21 protein-coding genes are annotated in these 17,702 nt (G+C 61.7%); 15 read left to right on the forward strand and 6 right to left on the reverse strand.

The window, feature by feature from the left end:
• Positions 1-16 precede the first annotated feature (16 nt).
• The 6 genes from VGF98_11910 to VGF98_11935 all read right to left on the reverse strand — a co-directional run bounded on the left by VGF98_11910 (position 17) and on the right by VGF98_11935 (position 6,106).
• Positions 17-901 (reverse strand): C39 family peptidase, encoded by an 885-nt coding sequence (locus tag VGF98_11910; protein HEY1682337.1) that lies wholly within the window; start codon positions 899-901, stop codon positions 17-19.
• Positions 898-2,520, reverse strand: coding sequence for a peptide ABC transporter substrate-binding protein (locus VGF98_11915; protein HEY1682338.1), 1,623 nt, complete (start codon positions 2,518-2,520; stop codon positions 898-900). Before VGF98_11915 ends, VGF98_11910 begins: the two co-directional genes overlap by 4 nt.
• Entirely contained in the window at positions 2,517-3,569 is a 1,053-nt protein-coding gene (locus VGF98_11920) for a DUF1611 domain-containing protein (GenBank protein ID HEY1682339.1), read from the reverse strand. Before VGF98_11920 ends, VGF98_11915 begins: the two co-directional genes overlap by 4 nt.
• Positions 3,566-4,582, reverse strand: coding sequence for a dipeptide epimerase (locus tag VGF98_11925; GenBank protein ID HEY1682340.1), 1,017 nt, complete (start codon positions 4,580-4,582; stop codon positions 3,566-3,568). The genes VGF98_11920 and VGF98_11925 overlap by 4 nt, the downstream gene beginning before the upstream one ends.
• Positions 4,583-4,629: 47 nt before the next feature.
• Positions 4,630-5,130 (reverse strand): hypothetical protein, encoded by a 501-nt coding sequence (locus VGF98_11930; GenBank protein ID HEY1682341.1) that lies wholly within the window; start codon positions 5,128-5,130, stop codon positions 4,630-4,632.
• A gap of 247 nt (positions 5,131-5,377) precedes the next feature.
• Positions 5,378-6,106, reverse strand: a complete 729-nt coding sequence (locus VGF98_11935; protein ID HEY1682342.1) for a TIM barrel protein — start codon at positions 6,104-6,106, stop codon at positions 5,378-5,380.
• 69 nt (positions 6,107-6,175) lie between these two features.
• On the opposite strand from VGF98_11935, the gene rpiB reads away from it, so the two are divergent.
• Genes rpiB through atpD form a run of 15 tightly spaced genes read left to right on the forward strand, consistent with a single transcriptional unit; the run spans position 6,176 to position 17,698 of the window.
• Entirely contained in the window at positions 6,176-6,697 is a 522-nt protein-coding gene (gene rpiB, locus VGF98_11940) for a ribose 5-phosphate isomerase B (GenBank protein HEY1682343.1), read from the forward strand.
• An 11-nt stretch (positions 6,698-6,708) separates the two neighbouring features.
• The gene (gene glyA / locus VGF98_11945) at positions 6,709-7,956 is read left to right on the forward strand and encodes a serine hydroxymethyltransferase (GenBank protein HEY1682344.1); all 1,248 of its coding nucleotides are present in this window, start codon (positions 6,709-6,711) and stop codon (positions 7,954-7,956) included.
• Positions 7,957-7,966: 10 nt separating this feature from the next.
• On the forward strand, positions 7,967-8,404 hold the full coding sequence (locus VGF98_11950) for a cytidine/deoxycytidylate deaminase family protein (GenBank protein ID HEY1682345.1): 438 nt from the start codon (positions 7,967-7,969) through the stop codon (positions 8,402-8,404).
• Complete coding sequence (locus VGF98_11955) at positions 8,401-9,486, forward strand: MraY family glycosyltransferase (protein ID HEY1682346.1); 1,086 nt, start codon at positions 8,401-8,403, stop codon at positions 9,484-9,486. The genes VGF98_11950 and VGF98_11955 overlap by 4 nt, the downstream gene beginning before the upstream one ends.
• Before the next feature lie 14 nt (positions 9,487-9,500).
• Positions 9,501-10,670 carry a UDP-N-acetylglucosamine 2-epimerase (non-hydrolyzing) gene (gene wecB / locus VGF98_11960; protein HEY1682347.1) on the forward strand — a complete coding sequence of 390 codons (1,170 nt, stop codon included), beginning with the start codon at positions 9,501-9,503 and terminating at the stop codon, positions 10,668-10,670.
• On the forward strand, positions 10,667-10,852 hold the full coding sequence (locus tag VGF98_11965) for an AtpZ/AtpI family protein (protein ID HEY1682348.1): 186 nt from the start codon (positions 10,667-10,669) through the stop codon (positions 10,850-10,852). The genes wecB and VGF98_11965 overlap by 4 nt, the downstream gene beginning before the upstream one ends.
• Positions 10,849-11,271: a hypothetical protein gene (locus VGF98_11970; protein ID HEY1682349.1), complete on the forward strand. Its 423-nt coding sequence runs from the start codon at positions 10,849-10,851 to the stop codon at positions 11,269-11,271. Before VGF98_11965 ends, VGF98_11970 begins: the two co-directional genes overlap by 4 nt.
• A gap of 31 nt (positions 11,272-11,302) precedes the next feature.
• A complete protein-coding gene (gene atpB / locus VGF98_11975) occupies positions 11,303-12,034 on the forward strand; it encodes a F0F1 ATP synthase subunit A (protein ID HEY1682350.1) in 732 nt (243 codons plus the stop codon).
• A 24-nt stretch (positions 12,035-12,058) separates the two neighbouring features.
• Positions 12,059-12,343, forward strand: a complete 285-nt coding sequence (atpE, locus tag VGF98_11980) for an ATP synthase F0 subunit C (protein HEY1682351.1) — start codon at positions 12,059-12,061, stop codon at positions 12,341-12,343.
• Between the two features lie 19 nt (positions 12,344-12,362).
• Positions 12,363-12,794 (forward strand): hypothetical protein, encoded by a 432-nt coding sequence (locus VGF98_11985; GenBank protein HEY1682352.1) that lies wholly within the window; start codon positions 12,363-12,365, stop codon positions 12,792-12,794.
• Positions 12,791-13,288 (forward strand): hypothetical protein, encoded by a 498-nt coding sequence (locus VGF98_11990; GenBank protein ID HEY1682353.1) that lies wholly within the window; start codon positions 12,791-12,793, stop codon positions 13,286-13,288. The genes VGF98_11985 and VGF98_11990 overlap by 4 nt, the downstream gene beginning before the upstream one ends.
• Positions 13,281-13,823: an ATP synthase F1 subunit delta gene (gene atpH / locus VGF98_11995; protein HEY1682354.1), complete on the forward strand. Its 543-nt coding sequence runs from the start codon at positions 13,281-13,283 to the stop codon at positions 13,821-13,823. The genes VGF98_11990 and atpH overlap by 8 nt, the downstream gene beginning before the upstream one ends.
• 10 nt (positions 13,824-13,833) lie before the next feature.
• Entirely contained in the window at positions 13,834-15,333 is a 1,500-nt protein-coding gene (gene atpA, locus VGF98_12000; GenBank protein ID HEY1682355.1) for a F0F1 ATP synthase subunit alpha, read from the forward strand.
• Positions 15,334-15,341: 8 nt separating this feature from the next.
• Positions 15,342-16,196 carry an ATP synthase F1 subunit gamma gene (atpG, locus tag VGF98_12005; GenBank protein HEY1682356.1) on the forward strand — a complete coding sequence of 285 codons (855 nt, stop codon included), beginning with the start codon at positions 15,342-15,344 and terminating at the stop codon, positions 16,194-16,196.
• A gap of 29 nt (positions 16,197-16,225) precedes the next feature.
• On the forward strand, positions 16,226-17,698 hold the full coding sequence (gene atpD / locus VGF98_12010) for a F0F1 ATP synthase subunit beta (protein ID HEY1682357.1): 1,473 nt from the start codon (positions 16,226-16,228) through the stop codon (positions 17,696-17,698).
• Positions 17,699-17,702 lie beyond the last annotated feature (4 nt).

Consider the following 17,702-nt stretch of genomic DNA (forward strand, 5'->3'; position numbering starts at 1 on the left):
TAGACTCATTTGAGCATTACCGCAAGACCTCGGCATAGTTGATGCCTGGGGGAGCGACCACGTAAGCGATCGCGCCGCTGCGCTGCCATATCCGTTCGAGCGCGGCGCGAGGGTAGACGACACGCACGTTGGGCGCAGCCGGGTCGTTGACGGCACAATCTCCGTCGCCGGTGAAGCCGCGCAGCACCGCCAGATGGCCGGCCGACGACTCGAGCGGAGCGCCGGGAAGTTCCCCGGCCGACCACGAGTACGAGAGCACCAGCGGGAGGTTGCGTTCGATCAAGCGCTGCGCTACGTCGAGATTCCCGAGATGTGCGACGACGCCGCGAAGCCCGAGCCGCCCGCTGTATGCGACGTTGAACGCCCAGTTGCCCGTGCCGTTGTAGGCCCGATCGAAGACCTCGCGAGCGGTCCGTTCCACCGAAACGTCGATGCCGTGATAGGCGTGAATCATCGACAGGCTTGCCGGGCTACACCACCCGCGTTCGTTTTCGACGATATATTGCGAGCGAGCCGGAACGTCCAGAATGTACGCGTCGCGCGCGTACGGGAGTGAGGCGGCCGCCGGCCGCGCGGACGAGAATGCGATCAACCGCAGGTCCACGTCCACAGCGCGCACGTCGATTCCGTCGAACGGAAGATTCGACGCGATGACGTCTACGTCGACACGCACACCATCGCCCTCGGCGTTGTACGACGTCGAGCCGCCCGGCTCCCAACGCGCGTACGGTAACCATCGGGTGGCTGGAGCGTGCGCCCGCAACAATCGGAATTCGAGTATGCCTTCAGGGTCCAACGCGTTCCAGCTCAACACCCCGTCGCGCGTGCTTTCGAACAACAACCGTCCGCCATCACTCGAATCGAGCGCTTGCGCGAAGCGCCCCGCCGGACGATCGTTCATACCTTCCACTGCCACGCGTTCCATGTGTCGCCGATGAACGCCGCCGGGATATAATTCTTCACGTCGTCGTTCATCGCTGCGTAGCCGCCCTCCCAACTGAAAAACACCGCCGGTACGAGGTCGCGCAGGCGTTGCTCTTCGCGCTGGTAGAGCGCTTTTCGCGTCGCTCGATCGAAGGTTCGCTCGGCCGCCGCACTCGTCGCGTTCACGATCGGATCGTCGAGCCAGGACGTGTTGGCGCCGTTCGGCGGAATGAAGGCGCCGTTCCAGCTGCCGCTGTTGTCGGGGTCCGGGCCGTTCGTGTCGATCGACCACTCCATGTCGTACTTTCCGGTGTACAGCGGGCCGTCTTGTGCGAAGAAGAGATTGGCCGGATAGTTGCGTACGCGTACGTCGAAGCCGCTGTTGCCGAGCATCGACTGCATCAACACTTCGGCTTCCTCGTTCTCCTGATGGCCGACGGTTGCCGAGATCGTCAACGTTAACGGTGCACCGTTACGGAAGCGTTTTCCGCCGGCGCCGGTACGCCATCCGGCGTCGTCGAGCAGCTTGGCCGCGAGCGCCGGTTGATAGACGTAGGCGGGCAGCGACGGTGCCGCCCACGACTCGGGAAAGATGTCCGAAACCGCCAATCGATCGAGACCGTGATACACGCTGCGCTCGATGCGATTCCAGTCGACCGCGAGCGCGATCGCCCGGCGCACGCGCACGTCGCGCAAATTCGGGCGCGACACGTTCAATCCGAGGTGATGCCAATTGGCCAGCAGTTGACGCTTGACCACGATGCCGTCGATGCCGGACAGTCGTGCGACCGAGTTGGCGTCGACGTTGGGATAGACGTCGATGTCGTGCGTTCGCAACTGGTTGAGCAGCGTATTCACGTCGGGCACGATTGCGTACGTTAGGCGTTGAAGCTGCGGGGCGCCGCGAAAATATGCCGGATTGGGAGCGAACTCGAGCGATGTGCCGCGATTCCAGGCTTTCAAGACGTACGGACCGCTCGAAACCGGCATGTCGTTCACGGCCGCGCGATTCAAGTCGGCCAACCCGCGCAGCAGATGGGCCGGAAGCGGCGGATATCCGGTGCCGATTGCAAGGATGCCGAGCACCGACGCCGACGGCCGCTTTAGGTGAATGACGATCGTCGCGGGATCGGGTGCCGTCGCACCGGCGAGCGCGTCCCATCCGTAGCGGCTCTTGACGTTGTTGCGCGGATTGAGGACGGCGCGGTACGTGAAGAGCCAATCCCCCGCGGTTAGCGGCTGTCCGTCGGCCCAGCGAACGTTCTTGCGCAGATGCACGACGATCGTCGTACCGTCGCGGCTGATCCCGCCGTTCCTAACCGTCGGCACTTCGGTCGCGAGATCCGGCACGTAGTTGCCGGTGCGATCGTACCGCAACAAAAACGAATACACCAACCCGGCGATCACGTCGGAGGACGCGCTGTGCGAAAAGAGCGGATTCAAGCTGTCGGGTTCTTCGTCCATGCCGACTCGTAACGTGCCGGGAATCGTCCAGGGATTTCGTTCGCCGGCACGCGCGACGGTCGAGCGTTGCGCACATGCGCCGGTACCGAGAACTGCGATGGCGACGAGCGTCGTACAAACGGCGCGGATCACGCCGGCTTGATTCGCTTTATTAGTACGGGCGCGATCGCGGCATAGAAGTTGCCGGCGCCGAAACGCACCACGTCGTCGGCCGGCAGTCCGGTCTCGGAACGCGCGCGTTCGATTGCTCGATGCGCGTCTTCGGTGGATAGCGAACGAGTATTGAGCGCAATTCCGACGATCGGCGCGGGCTTGACGCGCGCGAGCAGCCGTTCGTGGACGTCGATCGCTTCGGCGTACGACATGCATCGTATCGTCGTTTCTTCCAGATACTCGCGCGATGGATCGCACACCAGGACGAGTGCGTCGGGCGCGCAGCCAAACAACAGGGCGGCGCTAACGCCGGCATATGCCGGGTGATCGATCGAACCTTGACCTTCGACGACGATCGGATTGCCGGCGCGGCGCGACGCTTCGAGCACCAGTTGCTCGCACGCGCCCGCAGCGAAGTCGGCGATGACGCGGTCGACCGACGCACCCCAGCCGGCAATCATCACGCCGGTTTGGCCGGTCGGCACGAACAGAGGCGCCGCACCCGCGTTGCGAGCGGCGCGCACGATTTCCAGCGCCGCCGTCATCTTGCCGACGGCACAGTCGTTGCCGACGGTGAGCAAAACCGGCGCTGTGATTCGATACGCGGCGCCGCTAAAAATCGGCACTTGGGGCGGTATGCGAACGTCCCAAATCGTCGTGCCGGCCGCATTCGCTGCGGCACGAAACTCCGCGTCGTACCCCAGAATGTCGTGCAGTCCGCTGACGATTTCGAGACGCGCGGCAATTGCCTCGAGCACCGCCGCTCGCCAGTCGGGCGGAAGCGCACCACCTTTTGGTGCGGTGCCGATCAGCAATGCGGTCGGTTCGAGCGCCAACGCTTGCGCGACCGTCGCGACGATCGGCGCATCGCTTTCGAGATGTGGAACGACGTCGCGCACGCGCTTTCCGGCGTGTTCCGGATCGATCACCGCAACGACCGGGTCGGAAGCGTATCGGATGACGCCGTGCGCGGTCTTGGCATCGCTCGCGAAGCGATGCGGGGCGAGAACGGCGTAGCGTCTCGTCACGGGCTGGTTTCGCGAACGCCGAGGCCCGGGGTGTCGGGGAGCACGAGCTTTCCCCGGTCGTACGTAACGCCCGAGTAGGGGTCGGATGCGGTCAAGAACGGACCGTCGATGTCGGCCCAATCGGCTAACGGTGAGATATGTGCCGCAGCGGTCGCCGCAATCGCGCTTTCGACCATGCAGCCGATCATCACGCGCATTTTCATCGCGCGCGCGGTATGAATCATCGCCAGCGCGCCGCGCAAACCGCCGGTTTTTGCGAGCTTAATGTTGACACCGTCGACGCAACCGTAGAGTGCGGGAAGATCGCGAGCGGTATGCGCGTCTTCGTCGGCGACGATCGGGATCGACGTTCGCTCGCAAATCGTTTTCAAGGCTTGCGGGTTGCCGGCCGGGATGGGCTGTTCGCAGCACTCGATCTCGAACGGCTGCAAACGCCGAAGAATAGCGACCGCCGTTTCGGGTTCCCAACCTTCGTTGGCATCGAGACGCAACGTTCCCGAGAAGCGCTCGCGAACCAGACGGACGATCTCCACTTGATCGTCGGCCGAACCCGCGCCGATTTTGAGCTTGAGAATCGAGTGGTCGCCGGTCTCGGCAACCTTTGCCAGCGTTTCATCCGGGGTCGCGATGCCGATCGTAAACGACGTGACGGGCGTGCGTTGCGGATCGAGTCCGAACAGTGCGTACAACGGCTTTCCGAGATCCTTGCCGATCAGGTCGTGCAGCGCAATGTCGAAGCCGGCGCGCGCCGACGGCGGAATCGCGTCGTCGAGCAACGTTTCGAGATCGTACGGATCGCTCGAAATCGGTTGATAGCGATCGAAGAACGCGACGACGCTTTCGACCGACTCGCCGTAGCGCTCGATCGGGGTGGCTTCGCCGATTCCGGATCGTCCGTTGGCGTCGACGTGAACGACCGCAGTACTCGCGACCAGCTCTTCGCTGCGGGCGATTTTAAATGGATGCACGAGCGGCAGCTCGAGCGGCGTCACCGCGATCGACAGCTTTCCCACGGTGCGGCAGTTTCGCGCCACGCGCCGCTTCCCCGCCGTGGCCCGTTTTACGCTAGGATTCGTATCGGCGAGGACACTCGATAACAGGTTCCGGAATGATCCAAGCGCGCGGATTCGCCTAACGTCCCAGCGGCGTGACGTTCGGAACCGCAAATGACACGCCGCTCTTCTGCATTGTCATAGCCTGCGACGCGCCGATGCGACAGGCGCTGCTCGGCCGCGCGCGATTCGACGGCGTGATCGATCTCGTGTCCCAAGCCTAACGCCGGGGACTGGTGGCCGCCGCTGCTGGTGCGCAGTGCCGAATACGGATCCCATGCGATGGTGTCGGTATTCGGGTCGAAGTGGTCGTCGTTACGGTGGTTCACCGTGAGTCTGAACTGTCGTCCGCGCGCGCCTTCCAATCGTTCGAACAGCGCACGCTCGCTTGGATCGCGGCACAGGTAGCGTTTGGCTTGCTCGTACAGATGTTCGCTCGCACGAGGGAGCGTTAACGTTCCGCGATGGGCGGTGGAGGTGTTCGAAGGGTTCGCGGGCGGCACGAGCATCGTACGTCCATCACGCGCCGAAATCGAACGTCAAGAGCGGCGAAGTTCCTTCTTGACCGGCGGTGGTACGGTAAAGGGACTCGACTGCGTGTAACGCGCATCGCGACTAGGCGCCGAGCCGACTATAATACCAACGGGAGCATAAGCTCCGGATACGACGGGCTGGCTTGGGTTAAAAACCTGCTGGACCGGCGCCCGGGCCGCACCCACCTGCGAGACGCAGGTTCGAACGCCGGCTGCGAAGACGTTACGTGCGGTTGAGTTCTTTTGCCGCGAACGCGACTTTCCAGGCTCGCACGGCGCCGCCGATATCGGCCGTTCGTGCCTCACCAGATGCCTCGTCCAGACACACGTGTCCGCGGAACGCCGCGAACGTCGCAAGCGTTTCGTCGATCGACCGTTCCGTCTGCGAGCCGATCGAACTCCACAGCAAGACCGTCTGTGCCATGGCCGTCTCAGGGTCGCTCGCAAGGGCGAACGACTGCGGTTCCGGGCCCAGCCGCAACCACGCCGAATCGGCTTCCTTTAGCACGCGCTTGCATTCCTGAGAGCTGCCTGCATACGTACCCGGCGCATTCCGAACGGCCAACGTGACGTTGGCGCTTTTCGCGAGCGACGTCGCAGTATTCAAGCGCTCGAGTTGTGCGCTCCAGGTCCGATCCGTTTCGAGCGAAAGAGCACCCGACAGGAGCGGAGCGCCGATCGCGGCGGCTCGATCGAGCATTGCCGCCATGGTCTCAGCATCGCCCGAGAAAAAATCGCCGGCCCAGAGTGCGGCAACCGTAAGGCCGCAGTCGGCGGCCATCTTCTTGATTTGGGCGAGGTAGTCGCTATCCGTTCGCGGAAAATGCCGCTCGTCCAATACGATGCCGTCACATAACCACTCGCGCGCGGACAGATCGACGAATTCGAGTTGGGTCAGGTCGCCGCTCTCGAACGCGCGATGCAGTGCGCTGCTGCTGCAAGCAACTTTCATCGGCGTGCATGTTTCGACCGACTCGCACCAGCGGCCCGCCAGAGACGTACCGGTCATATAGGAAGTTCGATGAAGATAGCGCTTGGAGCCGATCACGCCGGCTTCGGATACAAAGACCAAATCGCGCAACTGCTGCGCGACCGCGGGCACGAAACGATCGATTTTGGGACGCACGATACGACTCCGGTCGATTATCCGCAGTATGGGTACGCCGTCGGAGAGGCCGTCGCGACCGGACAGGCCGACCGAGGTATCGTCGTTTGCGGTTCCAGCCTTGGGATCGCGATGGCGGCCAACAAAGTCCCGGGCATTCGTTGCGCGCCGGTCGCCGAACCCTATTCCGCCGAACTGGCGCGTCGTCATAACGATTGCAACGTTATGGCGTTTTCGGAAAGACTCACCGGCTGGGAGATGATCGAACGCATGCTCGACGTTTTCTTGGATACGCCGTTCGACGGCGGCCGTCACGCGTTTCGAACCGAGCAGCTGTTTGACTTCGGTGACCGCCAACGAGAGCGCACGTTGAAAGACATCGAAGCCGGCGCCGTGACCGACGCTAAAACGCCCAAAGATTTGGTCGGGAAGCCGTAACGCCGGTAACCATGGACATTTTAGAGCGTCGCAACATTCAGACGAACGACCCCGAGGTGTTCGCCGCGATTGCCGGAGAAGAGCGCCGGCAAAAAGCGAATCTCGAATTGATCGCTTCAGAAAATTACGCGAGCGCCGCGGTACGTGAAGCCATGGGCTGCGTGATGACCAACAAGTACGCCGAAGGATATCCGGGCAAGCGCTATTACGGCGGTTGCGAATTCGTCGACCAAGCCGAATTGCTGGCGATCGACCGGCTCAAGCGATTGTTCGGCGCCGAACATGTCAACGTACAGCCGCATTCCGGAGCGCAAGCCAACATGGCCGTCTTCATGGCATGTTTAGCACCCGGCGATACCGTACTCGGTATGTCGCTCGCGCACGGCGGTCACTTGACGCATGGAACGAAAGTAAGCTTTTCGGGAAAACTGTACAACGCGATCGCGTACGGTGTGAATCCCGACACCGAACTGATCGATTTCGACCAGGTGCGAGCCCTTGCGCGCGAACACAAGCCGAAGCTGATCGTGGCGGGCGCGAGCGCCTACCCGCGGACCATGGAGTACGCACCGTTCCGCGAAATCGCCGACGAAATCGGCGCGCTCCTGATGGTCGACATGGCGCACATCGCGGGCCTGGTCGCGGTCGGATTGCATCCGTCCCCGGTCGGCATCGCCGAGTTTACGACCTCGACCACACATAAGACGTTGCGCGGTCCGCGAGGCGGAATCGTGCTGACGAATCAAACCTGGGCGGCGCCGATCGATAAGAGCGTTTTCCCAGGCATTCAAGGCGGACCGTTGATGCATACGATCGCTGCCAAAGCCGTTGCTTTTGGGGAAGCGCTGCAACCCGAGTTCCGCGTCTATCAACAACAGGTCATCGATAACGCAAAAGCCATGGCCGAGGAGTTCTCGAGCGCCGGATTGCGACTGGTCGGAGGCGGCACCGACACGCATCTGCTATTGGTCGACTTGTCGGTGAAAAACGTTACCGGAAAAGCGGCTGAGGCGTATCTGGACGAGATCGGCATCACCGTCAACAAGAACGCCATTCCGTTCGACAAGCAGAAGCCGATGGTCGCCAGCGGTATCCGAATCGGAACGCCGGCCATCACGGCGCGCGGGTTCGGCGTCGAAGACTGCCGCGAAGTCGCACGGATCATGGTGGACGCGCTGGCCGATGTCGAAGCGCGCCAGCGGACGCAAGCGCTGCGCGGCCGCGTCGGAGAACTGACCGATCGTTTCGGCGTTCCGTAAGCTTCCCGGTATGCGGCCCGGCTGGGACGAGTATTTCATGCAGATCGCGCGCACCGTCAGCACGCGGTCGACGTGTCCGCGCGCGTCGGTCGGCTGCGTGTTCGTGCGCGATCATCGCATATTGACGACCGGATACAACGGCGCGCCGCGCGGCGTCGCGCATTGCACCGAAGTCGGTTGCACGATGGTCGACGAGCACTGCGTACGCGCGACGCACGCCGAAGCCAATGCGGTGGTGCAGGGTGCGCTGCACGGCGTTAGCTTGGAGGGCGCGACCGCGTACTGCACGCATCAGCCGTGCGTGGGCTGTTCGAAGCTGCTCATCAGCGCCGGCGTGGTTAAGATCGTGTACGACGGTGCCTACCCCGATGCGGTCTCCGGATTACTGCTGGGTGAAGCCGGCGTAGCGGTCGTGCCGTACGCGTCGCTGGAAAAGATTCACGGATGAGCGGGTCGGCCTGGACCGCGGCCCTGATTTATGCGATCACGTTCGCGATTGCAGTCTGCGTTACGGCGGCAGCGACACCGTTGATCGTTCGGCTCGCGCGCCACCTCGGCGTTCTGGACACCAATAACGAGGAGCGGCGGGTACATGAAGTGCCGACGCCGCGCATCGGCGGCATCGCGGTGTTTTTCGGATTCGCGTGCGCGTTGTTCGCGGTGCTCGGGTTCGCGTTGGCGTCGCCACTCGAACTCTTACCGGCGGCGACCCATTTTACCGCAGCCAAGCAGATCGAGTTACTCACCGATCGTTTTGCCAGCGTACATCAGTTGGTCGGCTTGCTGTTCGGCAGCCTGCTCATTTTATCGGTTGGCATTTGGGACGACGTGATCGGCATGCGCCCGCGCAACAAGCTCGTCGCGCAAGTGCTGGTCGCGCTCATCTCGTTGTTCTACGGTTTCGTCATCCCCGGCGTTACCAATCCGTTCGTACACGATCCCAACTCGAACTGGATCGAGTTTCCGTTGTGGATCGGCATTCCGATCACGCTGCTGTGGTACGTCGGTATGATGAACGCCATCAACTTTATCGACGGACTCGACGGCTTGCTTTCGGGCGTCGCGGCGATTTCGAGCATCTTCATTTTCGCGATTTCCGTGTTGCACGGTAATCCCGTCGTCGCGCTGGTCGTCATCGCGTTGGCGGGCTCCGCGCTCGGATTCTTGCCGTTCAATTTCAATCCGGCGCGCATCTTTCTGGGCGATTCCGGCTCGCTCTTCATCGGCTACGTCTTCGCGACGGTTTCGATTATCGGAGGCAGCAAACAGGCCATCGCGATCAGCATCGTTATCCCGTTGCTGGTTTTAGCGCTGCCGGTGCTCGACACCGCCGCGGTGATCGTGCGCCGCGCCGCCGCCGGCAAGCGAATTATGGAGGCCGACCGCGGTCACTTCCACCACCAACTGATCTTCCGCTTCGGTCTAAACGTGCGCCAAGCGGTGTTGCTGCTGTACGCCGTATGCTTCGTATTGGGGGCGGTCGCCTTGGCCTTGTCGGGCGAGTTCACGCACGTCTTCCGTCATGCTTGAAGTCGAGGAATACCGTGGCCGATAAATTACGCGTGATGACGGTGTTCGGGACGCGTCCCGACACGGTCAAGATGGCGCCCGTCGTACACGCCCTGGCCGCGTCGCCCGGCATGGAGGCGATCGTCTGCGTCACCGCCCAGCATCGCAAGATGCTCGACGATCTCCTCGAGCTGTTTTCGATCGCACCCGACTTCGATCTCGACGTCATGACGCGCGATCAAACGCTCACCGAGATTACGACCCGCGTGCTGACGCGCATGGAGCCGGTGCTGCAAGAGGCACGGCCGGATGTCGTGCTCGTTCACGGCGATACGTCGACCAGCACGGCGGCGGCGCTCGCCGCGTTCTATCAACGCATTGCCGTCGGGCACGTTGAAGCCGGGCTCAGGACGAACGACCCGTGGATGCCGTTTCCCGAAGAGATGAATCGCCGTCTGACCGGGACGATCGCTTCGTATCATTTCGCCCCGACGAATTTGTCGCGCGAGCACCTGTTGCGCGAGTACGTCGCTCCGGCCAATATCGCGGTGACCGGCAACACCGTCATCGATGCGTTTCACGAAACCTCGCGACGGCCGGATCTAACCGCGCCCCCGCGCTGGAACGAACTAGATCCGACGCGTCCGATCGTCGTCGTCACCGCCCACCGTCGTGAAAATCACGAGCATATGCGCGAGATGTGCTTAGCGATGGCCGAGATCGCATCCGGTTCGCGCGGCGCGCAAATTTATTGGCCGGTGCATCCGTCGCCGCGCGTGGCGCCGGTCGCCCACGAAGTGCTCGACGGAATTCCCGGCGTAGTGCTGGTCGACCCGATCGAGTACGGACAAATGGTCTTCGCGGTCCGCGACTGCTCGTTCGTGTTGACCGATTCGGGCGGCATTCAAGAAGAAGCGCCATGTCTCGGTAAGCCGGTCCTGGTGATGCGCGATGAGACCGAACGCCCCGAGGGTATCGACGCCGGCACGCTCGAGCTGGTCGGCCACGACGGCAAGCGCATCTTCGATGCCGCGATGCGGCTGCTGAACGAGCCGGAGCACTACGCGAGAATGGCGCAGGCCGCCAATCCGTATGGCGATGGACGGGCAGCCGAGCGCATTGTTGCCTGGCTTCTCGCACGCCGTCGCGGCGGAGCCTACCCCGAGCCGTTCGACGCTGCACCGCCGGCCGCAGCCGCGTTATGAAAGAGCTGACGCCGGTCCTTTCGGCCGGCGGCACTTTCGCAATCGCCGCGCTTGCCGGATTGGTCCTCGGGATATGGGTAGGCGGTAAGACGGGTCAGGCCTGGTGGGCTTTTGTGGGCCTGATGGCCGGCTTAGCGGTCGGCGCCTACAGCGCGTTTCGCCTGCTACAACGCTCGCTGTGAGCGGGGAGGAGACCGAACCCCCTCGGCGTAGCTACAGCCTCGCCCAAGCGACCACCGATCTCGCGATCTATCGACGGCTCAAGCGGTTGGCGATGTTTGGGACCCTACTGACCGTGACGGTCGTCGGGCTGCTCGCGGTCCGCTGGCTGACAATTCCGGCGCTCGCGGTGTGGACCGGAGGCTGTTGTGGGGTCGCTAACGCGCTGCTGACGATGTGGAGCGGCGAGCGGCTGGTCGAACGCCGCAGTGTGGGCACGTTCGTCTTAAGTAGTTTGCTGCGAATCGCTCTCTTCGGTATAGTCCCGGTGGCGTTCGCCGCTGTCGGTCCGTGGTGGTCGATGGCGTGGTACTTCGCCGGATTTTTCCTCCCGTTGGGAATATTCGCGTACGCCGCGCGGCGCGCGTTTGCCGCGAAATAGCACGACGATTTCGGTAGTTTCGGAGTAGGGGTTGCACGAAAATCTCGGGGAGCATATCCTCTGGCACGTGCCGGTGCTTGGCGCCGTGCATGGCGATACGATCGTGACGACATGGCTCGTCATGGTTATAGCATTGCTCTTTTTTGGTTGGGTCGGGGCGAGCTATCGTTCGGCCTATCAATCACGCCGCCAAGTCGTGACCGAAGGTGTCGTGAACTACATTGCGGACCTGGCGACGTCCACGATCGGGCCCAAAGGCGAACCCTTCGTTCCGTTCTTCATCGCGTTGTTCGTATTTATTTTCTTGATGAACCAGATCGGGATGCTGCCGTTCAAAGTCTTGGGCGTTCCGTTCGGTGGCTCTCCGACGGCCGATGTCGCAACGACCGTGGCTCTCGCATCGATCGTGTTCTGTTTGACTTGGATCGTCGGCATCCGATACACGGGCATGAAGAGGATCACGCATCTCTTCAAGCCATTTTGGTGGCTTTTCCCCATCAACGTCATCGACGAGGGTGTCCGTCCAGTAACGCTCGCGGCGCGTTTGTTCTTCAATATCTTCGTCGGCGAGTTGCTGTTCATCATCGTCGCCTCGGTCATTCAAGCCCGCGTAAGCGTCGGCGCGTTTAACCTGTCGTTGGCAGCGGCCATCATCCCGTTTTTTATCCAGTTTTTTAACTTTTTCGTCGGCACCGTTCAGGCGTTTGTTTTTACGCTGCTGGCGATCGTCTATCTCGCGCTATCGATTTCCGACGACCACTAGACTTCTGATGGAAAGGGTACTCAGTTGACTTCTCAAGCATTAGTCGCGGCGGCGACGCTCATCGCGTTCGCACTTATCGTGACGGGTGTTGCCTTCGGATCGGCCATTGGCGACGGCATCGTCGCGAGCAAAGCGGTCGAGGCGATTGCGCGCCAACCCGAAGCTCGCCCCAACATCTTTACCTTCCTGTTCCTAGGCGTCGGCGTTCTGGAGGCGTTCCCGATCATCGGACTTGGCTTAGCATTCTACATGCTGCTCATCATTGTGGGCGTGCCAAACGGTCTCTACTCTAGCCTTGCCGGTCATTAGTTAGAAGGAAGGCGCCCGCGTGTTTATTCTTCCCGACGTTCCGACGCTGATCGTGCAGCTCGTCAATTTCGCGATTTTCTTCGCGTTGTTGAACGTGCTGTTTCTGCGTCCGGTCGGTAAGGCGATCCGCAAGCGGCGCGAGTACATCGATAGCGTCGTTAGCGATTACGCTTCGTATCAGTCCGAAGCGAAAACGCTGCGCGAACAGGCCGAGCGCGTCCGCGGCGACGCACGCCGCACCGCCGAGGCGCATCTAGCCAAAGCGCGCGGCGAAGCGTCGAACGAAGCGGCAACGGTTTCCGCCGGCTACAACGAGCGAGCGCAAAGCACGCTTGAAGAAGCGCACAAGCGCGCCGGCGATGCGTTAACCGCGGCGCGCGCGAACGAGGACAAACTCGTCGATCAGTTGGCCAGTACGATGGTGGATCGCGCGCTGGGGGCCAGCTCGTGACGCTGCGAACGTACCAGCATATCTCGGACTGGAGCCAGATCATTGCCGCGGTCTTGTTCCTCGGCGTCCTGGTGTGGCTGTGGTTTAAGTACATTCAACCAGCAATCTTGGCCGCGCAAGATCGTCACAACAAGCAAATCGCCGAGGCCGAACGGCATCGCGACGAGGCCAAGGCCGCGCTCGATCTGTTGCACGGCGAGATCGATACCGCCGGGCACGACGCCCACCTCATCGTGGAACGCGCCGACGAGCAAGCACAACGCGAGACGGTCACGACTATGGAACAGACCCGCGAGGCCGGAGAGCGTTCGTTGCGCAACGCCGGGCTGGAGTTCGACCGTGCAATGGCGGCGGCAACCGAACGATTGCGCGACGAGCTGGCCGGCAAAGCGCTCGATCGCGCGCGTGATCTCGCGGCGGCCCGCGTCGATGCGTCCGAAAACGCAGCCCTCGTCGATCGCTTTATAGCGTCGCTGGAGCGTACGCGTGGCTAACGAAAAACTCGCTCGTCGCTATGCCTCGGCGATCTTCGGTTTGGCCGTGGAAAGTAACGCGACAGATCGGGTTGGCGACGACCTCGCGCGGATGCGTGACGTGTTGCAGAACGACGAAGCTATTCACACGTTCTTTGTGTCTCCGATCGTGGATCGCCGGCAAAAGGAGCGCGCGTTAACCGAAGCGTTCTCGAAGCGCGTCGACAACCTGGCACTGCACGCATTGCTGCTGATGGTTCGCAAGCGCCGCGAAGCGCTGTTCGGCGAAACGATCGACGAATATCGTAAGCTGCAGCTCGCCGCGCGCGGCGAGGAGCCGATCGTGGTGACGTCGGCCAAACCGCTTTCCGACGAGGAGCTCGCCGCGACCGTCGCGCGTTTGCAGAAGATCTACGGAAAAAAGTTCCAAGTCAAGCAAGTCGTCGATCCGAGCGCGATCGGCGGCGTACGCATCCTGATGGGCGATCGTCGCGTGGACGGCACGGTTGCCGGACGGCTCGATTCGTTGGCCCGCTCACTCTTCGCCAGAAACTAGGACCGAATACATGATCAACGCAGACGAAATCGCAGGCATACTCAAACAACAGATCGCCACGTTTCAGACGGGCGTGCAAGAAGACGAGATCGGCACGGTCATCGAGGTCGGCGCCAATCTCGCGCGCGTCTACGGTTTGCGCGGCGTGCGTTCTTCGGAACTCGTCGAGTTCGCCAACGGCCTGCAAGGCGTCGCGCTAAACCTCGAAGAGGACAACGTCGGCGTCGTCATCCTCGGTCCGGACCAAGAAATTCGCGAAGGCGATAAGGTGCGTCGCACCGGGCGCATCGCGTCGGTTCCCGTGGGCGAGGCGCTGCTCGGACGCGTCGTCAACGCACTGGGACAGCCGATCGACGGCAAGGGCCCGATCGATACCAAACGCTATCGCACCGTCGAAAACGTCGCGCCCGGCGTCGTGCAGCGTCAAGCCGTCAAACAACCGTTGCAGACCGGTATCCGCGCCATCGACGCGTTGATCCCGATCGGCAAGGGCCAACGCGAGTTGATCATCGGCGATCGCTCCACCGGCAAAACCGCCATCGCGATCGACGCGATCATCAATCAAAAGGGACGCAACGTGTTTTGCGTCTACGTCGCGATCGGTCAGAAGAACTCGACCGTTGCCGCGCTAACGCAAGTGCTCGATCAAAAGGGTGCGCTCGACTACACGACCGTCGTGGCAGTCAGCCCGTCGGAAGCCGCCGCGTTACGCTGGCTGGCGCCGTTCTCCGGCTGCGCGATGGCCGAAGAGTTGATGTACGAAGGCAAAGACGTGCTGATCGTATACGACGATCTCACCAAGCACGCGCAATCGTATCGCGAAATGTCGCTGCTGCTGCGCCGCCCGCCGGGTCGCGAAGCCTATCCGGGCGACGTTTTCTACTTACATTCACGCCTGTTGGAACGCGCTTGTAAACTGTCCGACGATCTCGGCGGCGGATCGATGACGGCATTGCCGGTCATCGAAACGCAAGCCGGCGACTTTGCCGCGTACATTCCCACCAACGTGATCTCGATTACCGACGGACAGATTTATCTGACGCCGCAGCTGTTCTTCCAGGGCATCCGGCCCGCAGTCGACGTCGGCCTTTCGGTCTCACGCGTCGGCGGCGCCGCACAAACCAAGGCGATGAAATCGGTTGCCGGCCAGCTCAAGCTGGAGCTGGCGCAATATCGCGATCTCGCTGCCTTTGCAAAACTCTCGAGCGACCTCGATAAGGGGACGCAGATGCAGCTTATGCGCGGTGAGAAAATGACCGAGCTGCTCAAACAGGCGCAGTATCAGCCGCAACCGATGGAAGATCAAGTTGCGATTCTTTTCGCTGCGACCAACGGATTCGTCAACGACGTCCCCACTCCAAAGCTGCAGAGTTGGGCTCGCGGATTCATCGACTTCCTGCACGCCAAACACGACGACATTCCCAAGGCGATCGCGGATAGCAATCAGCTCTCGGACGACGTCAAGAAGAAGCTCGGCGACGCGCTCAAGGAGTTCAACTCCTCCTTCTAATGCCGAGTGTGAAAGATCTTCGCGATCGCATCCGGTCGTTGAAGAATACGCAGCAAATCACCAAAGCGATGAAGCAAGTCGCCGCGGCGCGTATTCGCCGTGCCGAAGCGGCGCAACGCGAAGCGCGTCCGTATTCGGACACGCTGAGCGACATGTTGCGCGATCTGATGCGCGCGGTCGGCAACGTCGATCATCCGTTCATGAAGCCCGGAAAGAGCGGCGCGCCTTCGGGCGTGATCCTGATGACGGCCGACAAAGGGTTGGCCGGCGCGTTCAACTCCAACACCGTTCGGGTCGCAGAGACGTTCGCTGCCGCCCATCCCAATATCGCGTATTACACCGTTGGAAATAAAGCTCGCAACGCGGTCCGTCGTTTCGGCGCCGGAGATCGTCCGTCGTGGCAGTTGGCCGGGTCCAAACTCGAAACGGCGCGCGAAGTGAGCGAGAAGGTGAGCGACGATTTCGTCCGCGGAGACATTTCGGAAATCGTTCTGATTTCTTCGAAGAATATTTCGATGATGTCGCAGCGCCCGCGGAGCCGCACGCTCGTTCCGATCGAACGTCCGCCGGACGACGACGCACATGCTAAGGCGCCGCAGGGCGCGGTCGAGTTCTCACCCTCACCCGAATTCGTCTTATCGCGACTGCTGCCAAAATATCTCGAGTTCACGATCTATTCGTCGATGCTCGAGACCGACGCGGGATTTTTCGCGGCGCAGTTAGTCGCGATGAGCAACGCCACCGATAACGCGTCGAAGTTAATCGACGAGCTGACGATTCAAATGAACAACGCCCGTCAAGCGGCCATTACGAAAGAGCTGCTCGAAATCGTCGCCGGCGCCGAAGCGCTGGGCGTGCAATAGACCTCGCACAGGGAAGGATCGAAGATTCCATGACAGCCTCCAGCGGAAAAGTCGTTCAAGTACTCGGTAACGTCGTCGACGTCGAGTTCTCGGCCGACACGTTGCCGAAGATCAACGACGCGCTCACGGTTCGCGTCAACGATGACGCCGGTGCGCCGCGTAACGGCGCTGTGAGCGACGGAACCGATCTCGGCGGATCGGCGATGGCCGCGCGCGACCTGACGCTGGAAGTGCAGGACGAGCTCGGCAACAATCAAGTACGCTGTCTGGCGATGGGATCGACCGACGGTCTGGTCCGCGGCGCGGCCGTCACGAGCAGCGGTTCGCCGATTCTGGTTCCGGTAGGCGAGGGCACCCTCGGGCGTATCTTCAACGTTCTCGGCAAGACGATCGACGGCGACACGCCGATTAAAGCGGCGGCGTATTGGCCGATCCACCGTCCGGCTCCCGAGTTCAAGCATCAGGATCCGACCCCGCGTATTTTCGAAACCGGTATTAAAGTCGTCGATCTGATGGCCCCGTATACGCGCGGCGGTAAGGTCGGACTGTTCGGTGGTGCCGGCGTCGGCAAGACGGTCTTGATTCAAGAGTTGATCCGCAACATCGCCAACGAACACAAAGGCTTCTCGGTATTCACCGGCGTTGGCGAACGCACGCGCGAAGGCAACGATCTCTGGACCGAAATGAAAGAGTCGGGCGTTCTCGCGCAAACGACGCTCGTGTTCGGTCAGATGGACGAGCCGCCGGGCGTTCGTTTCCGCGTGGCACAAACCGGCGTTACGATGGCCGAATATTTTCGCGACGAACTGGGTGCCGACGTGTTGCTGTTCATGGACAATATCTTCCGTTACTTGCAGGCCGGTTCGGAAGTATCGGCACTGATGGGACGCATGCCGTCGGCGGTTGGTTATCAGCCGACGCTCGGCACCGACATGGGCGTGCTCGAAGAGCGCATCACCTCGACGCGCAAAGGCTCGATTACATCGGTTCAAGCGGTTTACGTTCCGGCCGACGATTACACCGATCCGGCCGTGGCCGTCACGTTCGCACATCTCGACGCGACCACCGCGTTGTCGCGGCCGATTTCCGAACTGGGTATCTATCCGGCCGTCGATCCACTGGCCTCGACGTCACGCATTCTCGACCCGCAGATCATCGGCGAGGAGCACTATAACGTCGCGCGCGGCGTGCAAGAAGTCTTGCAGCGTTACAAAGACTTGCAAGACATCATCGCGATTCTCGGCGTCGAAGAGTTGGCCGAAGAAGATAAGGTGATCGTCGGACGTGCGCGCCGGATCCAGCGCTTCTTTTCGCAGCCGTTCTTCGTGGCCGAGCAGTTCACCGGACGCGGAGGCAAATACGTCAAGCTATCCGACACGATCGCGTCGTTCAAGGAAATCCTCGACGGCAAGGTCGACAATCTGCCGGAATCGGCGTTCTTCTACGCCGGCACGATCGACGACGTAAAGGCCGCCGCCGAAAAGATGGGAGCCACCGCCTAACCAC

Origin of the sequence: Candidatus Tumulicola sp., assembly GCA_036490475.1 — a bacterium.
Lineage (GTDB): Bacteria > Vulcanimicrobiota > Vulcanimicrobiia > Vulcanimicrobiales > Vulcanimicrobiaceae > Tumulicola.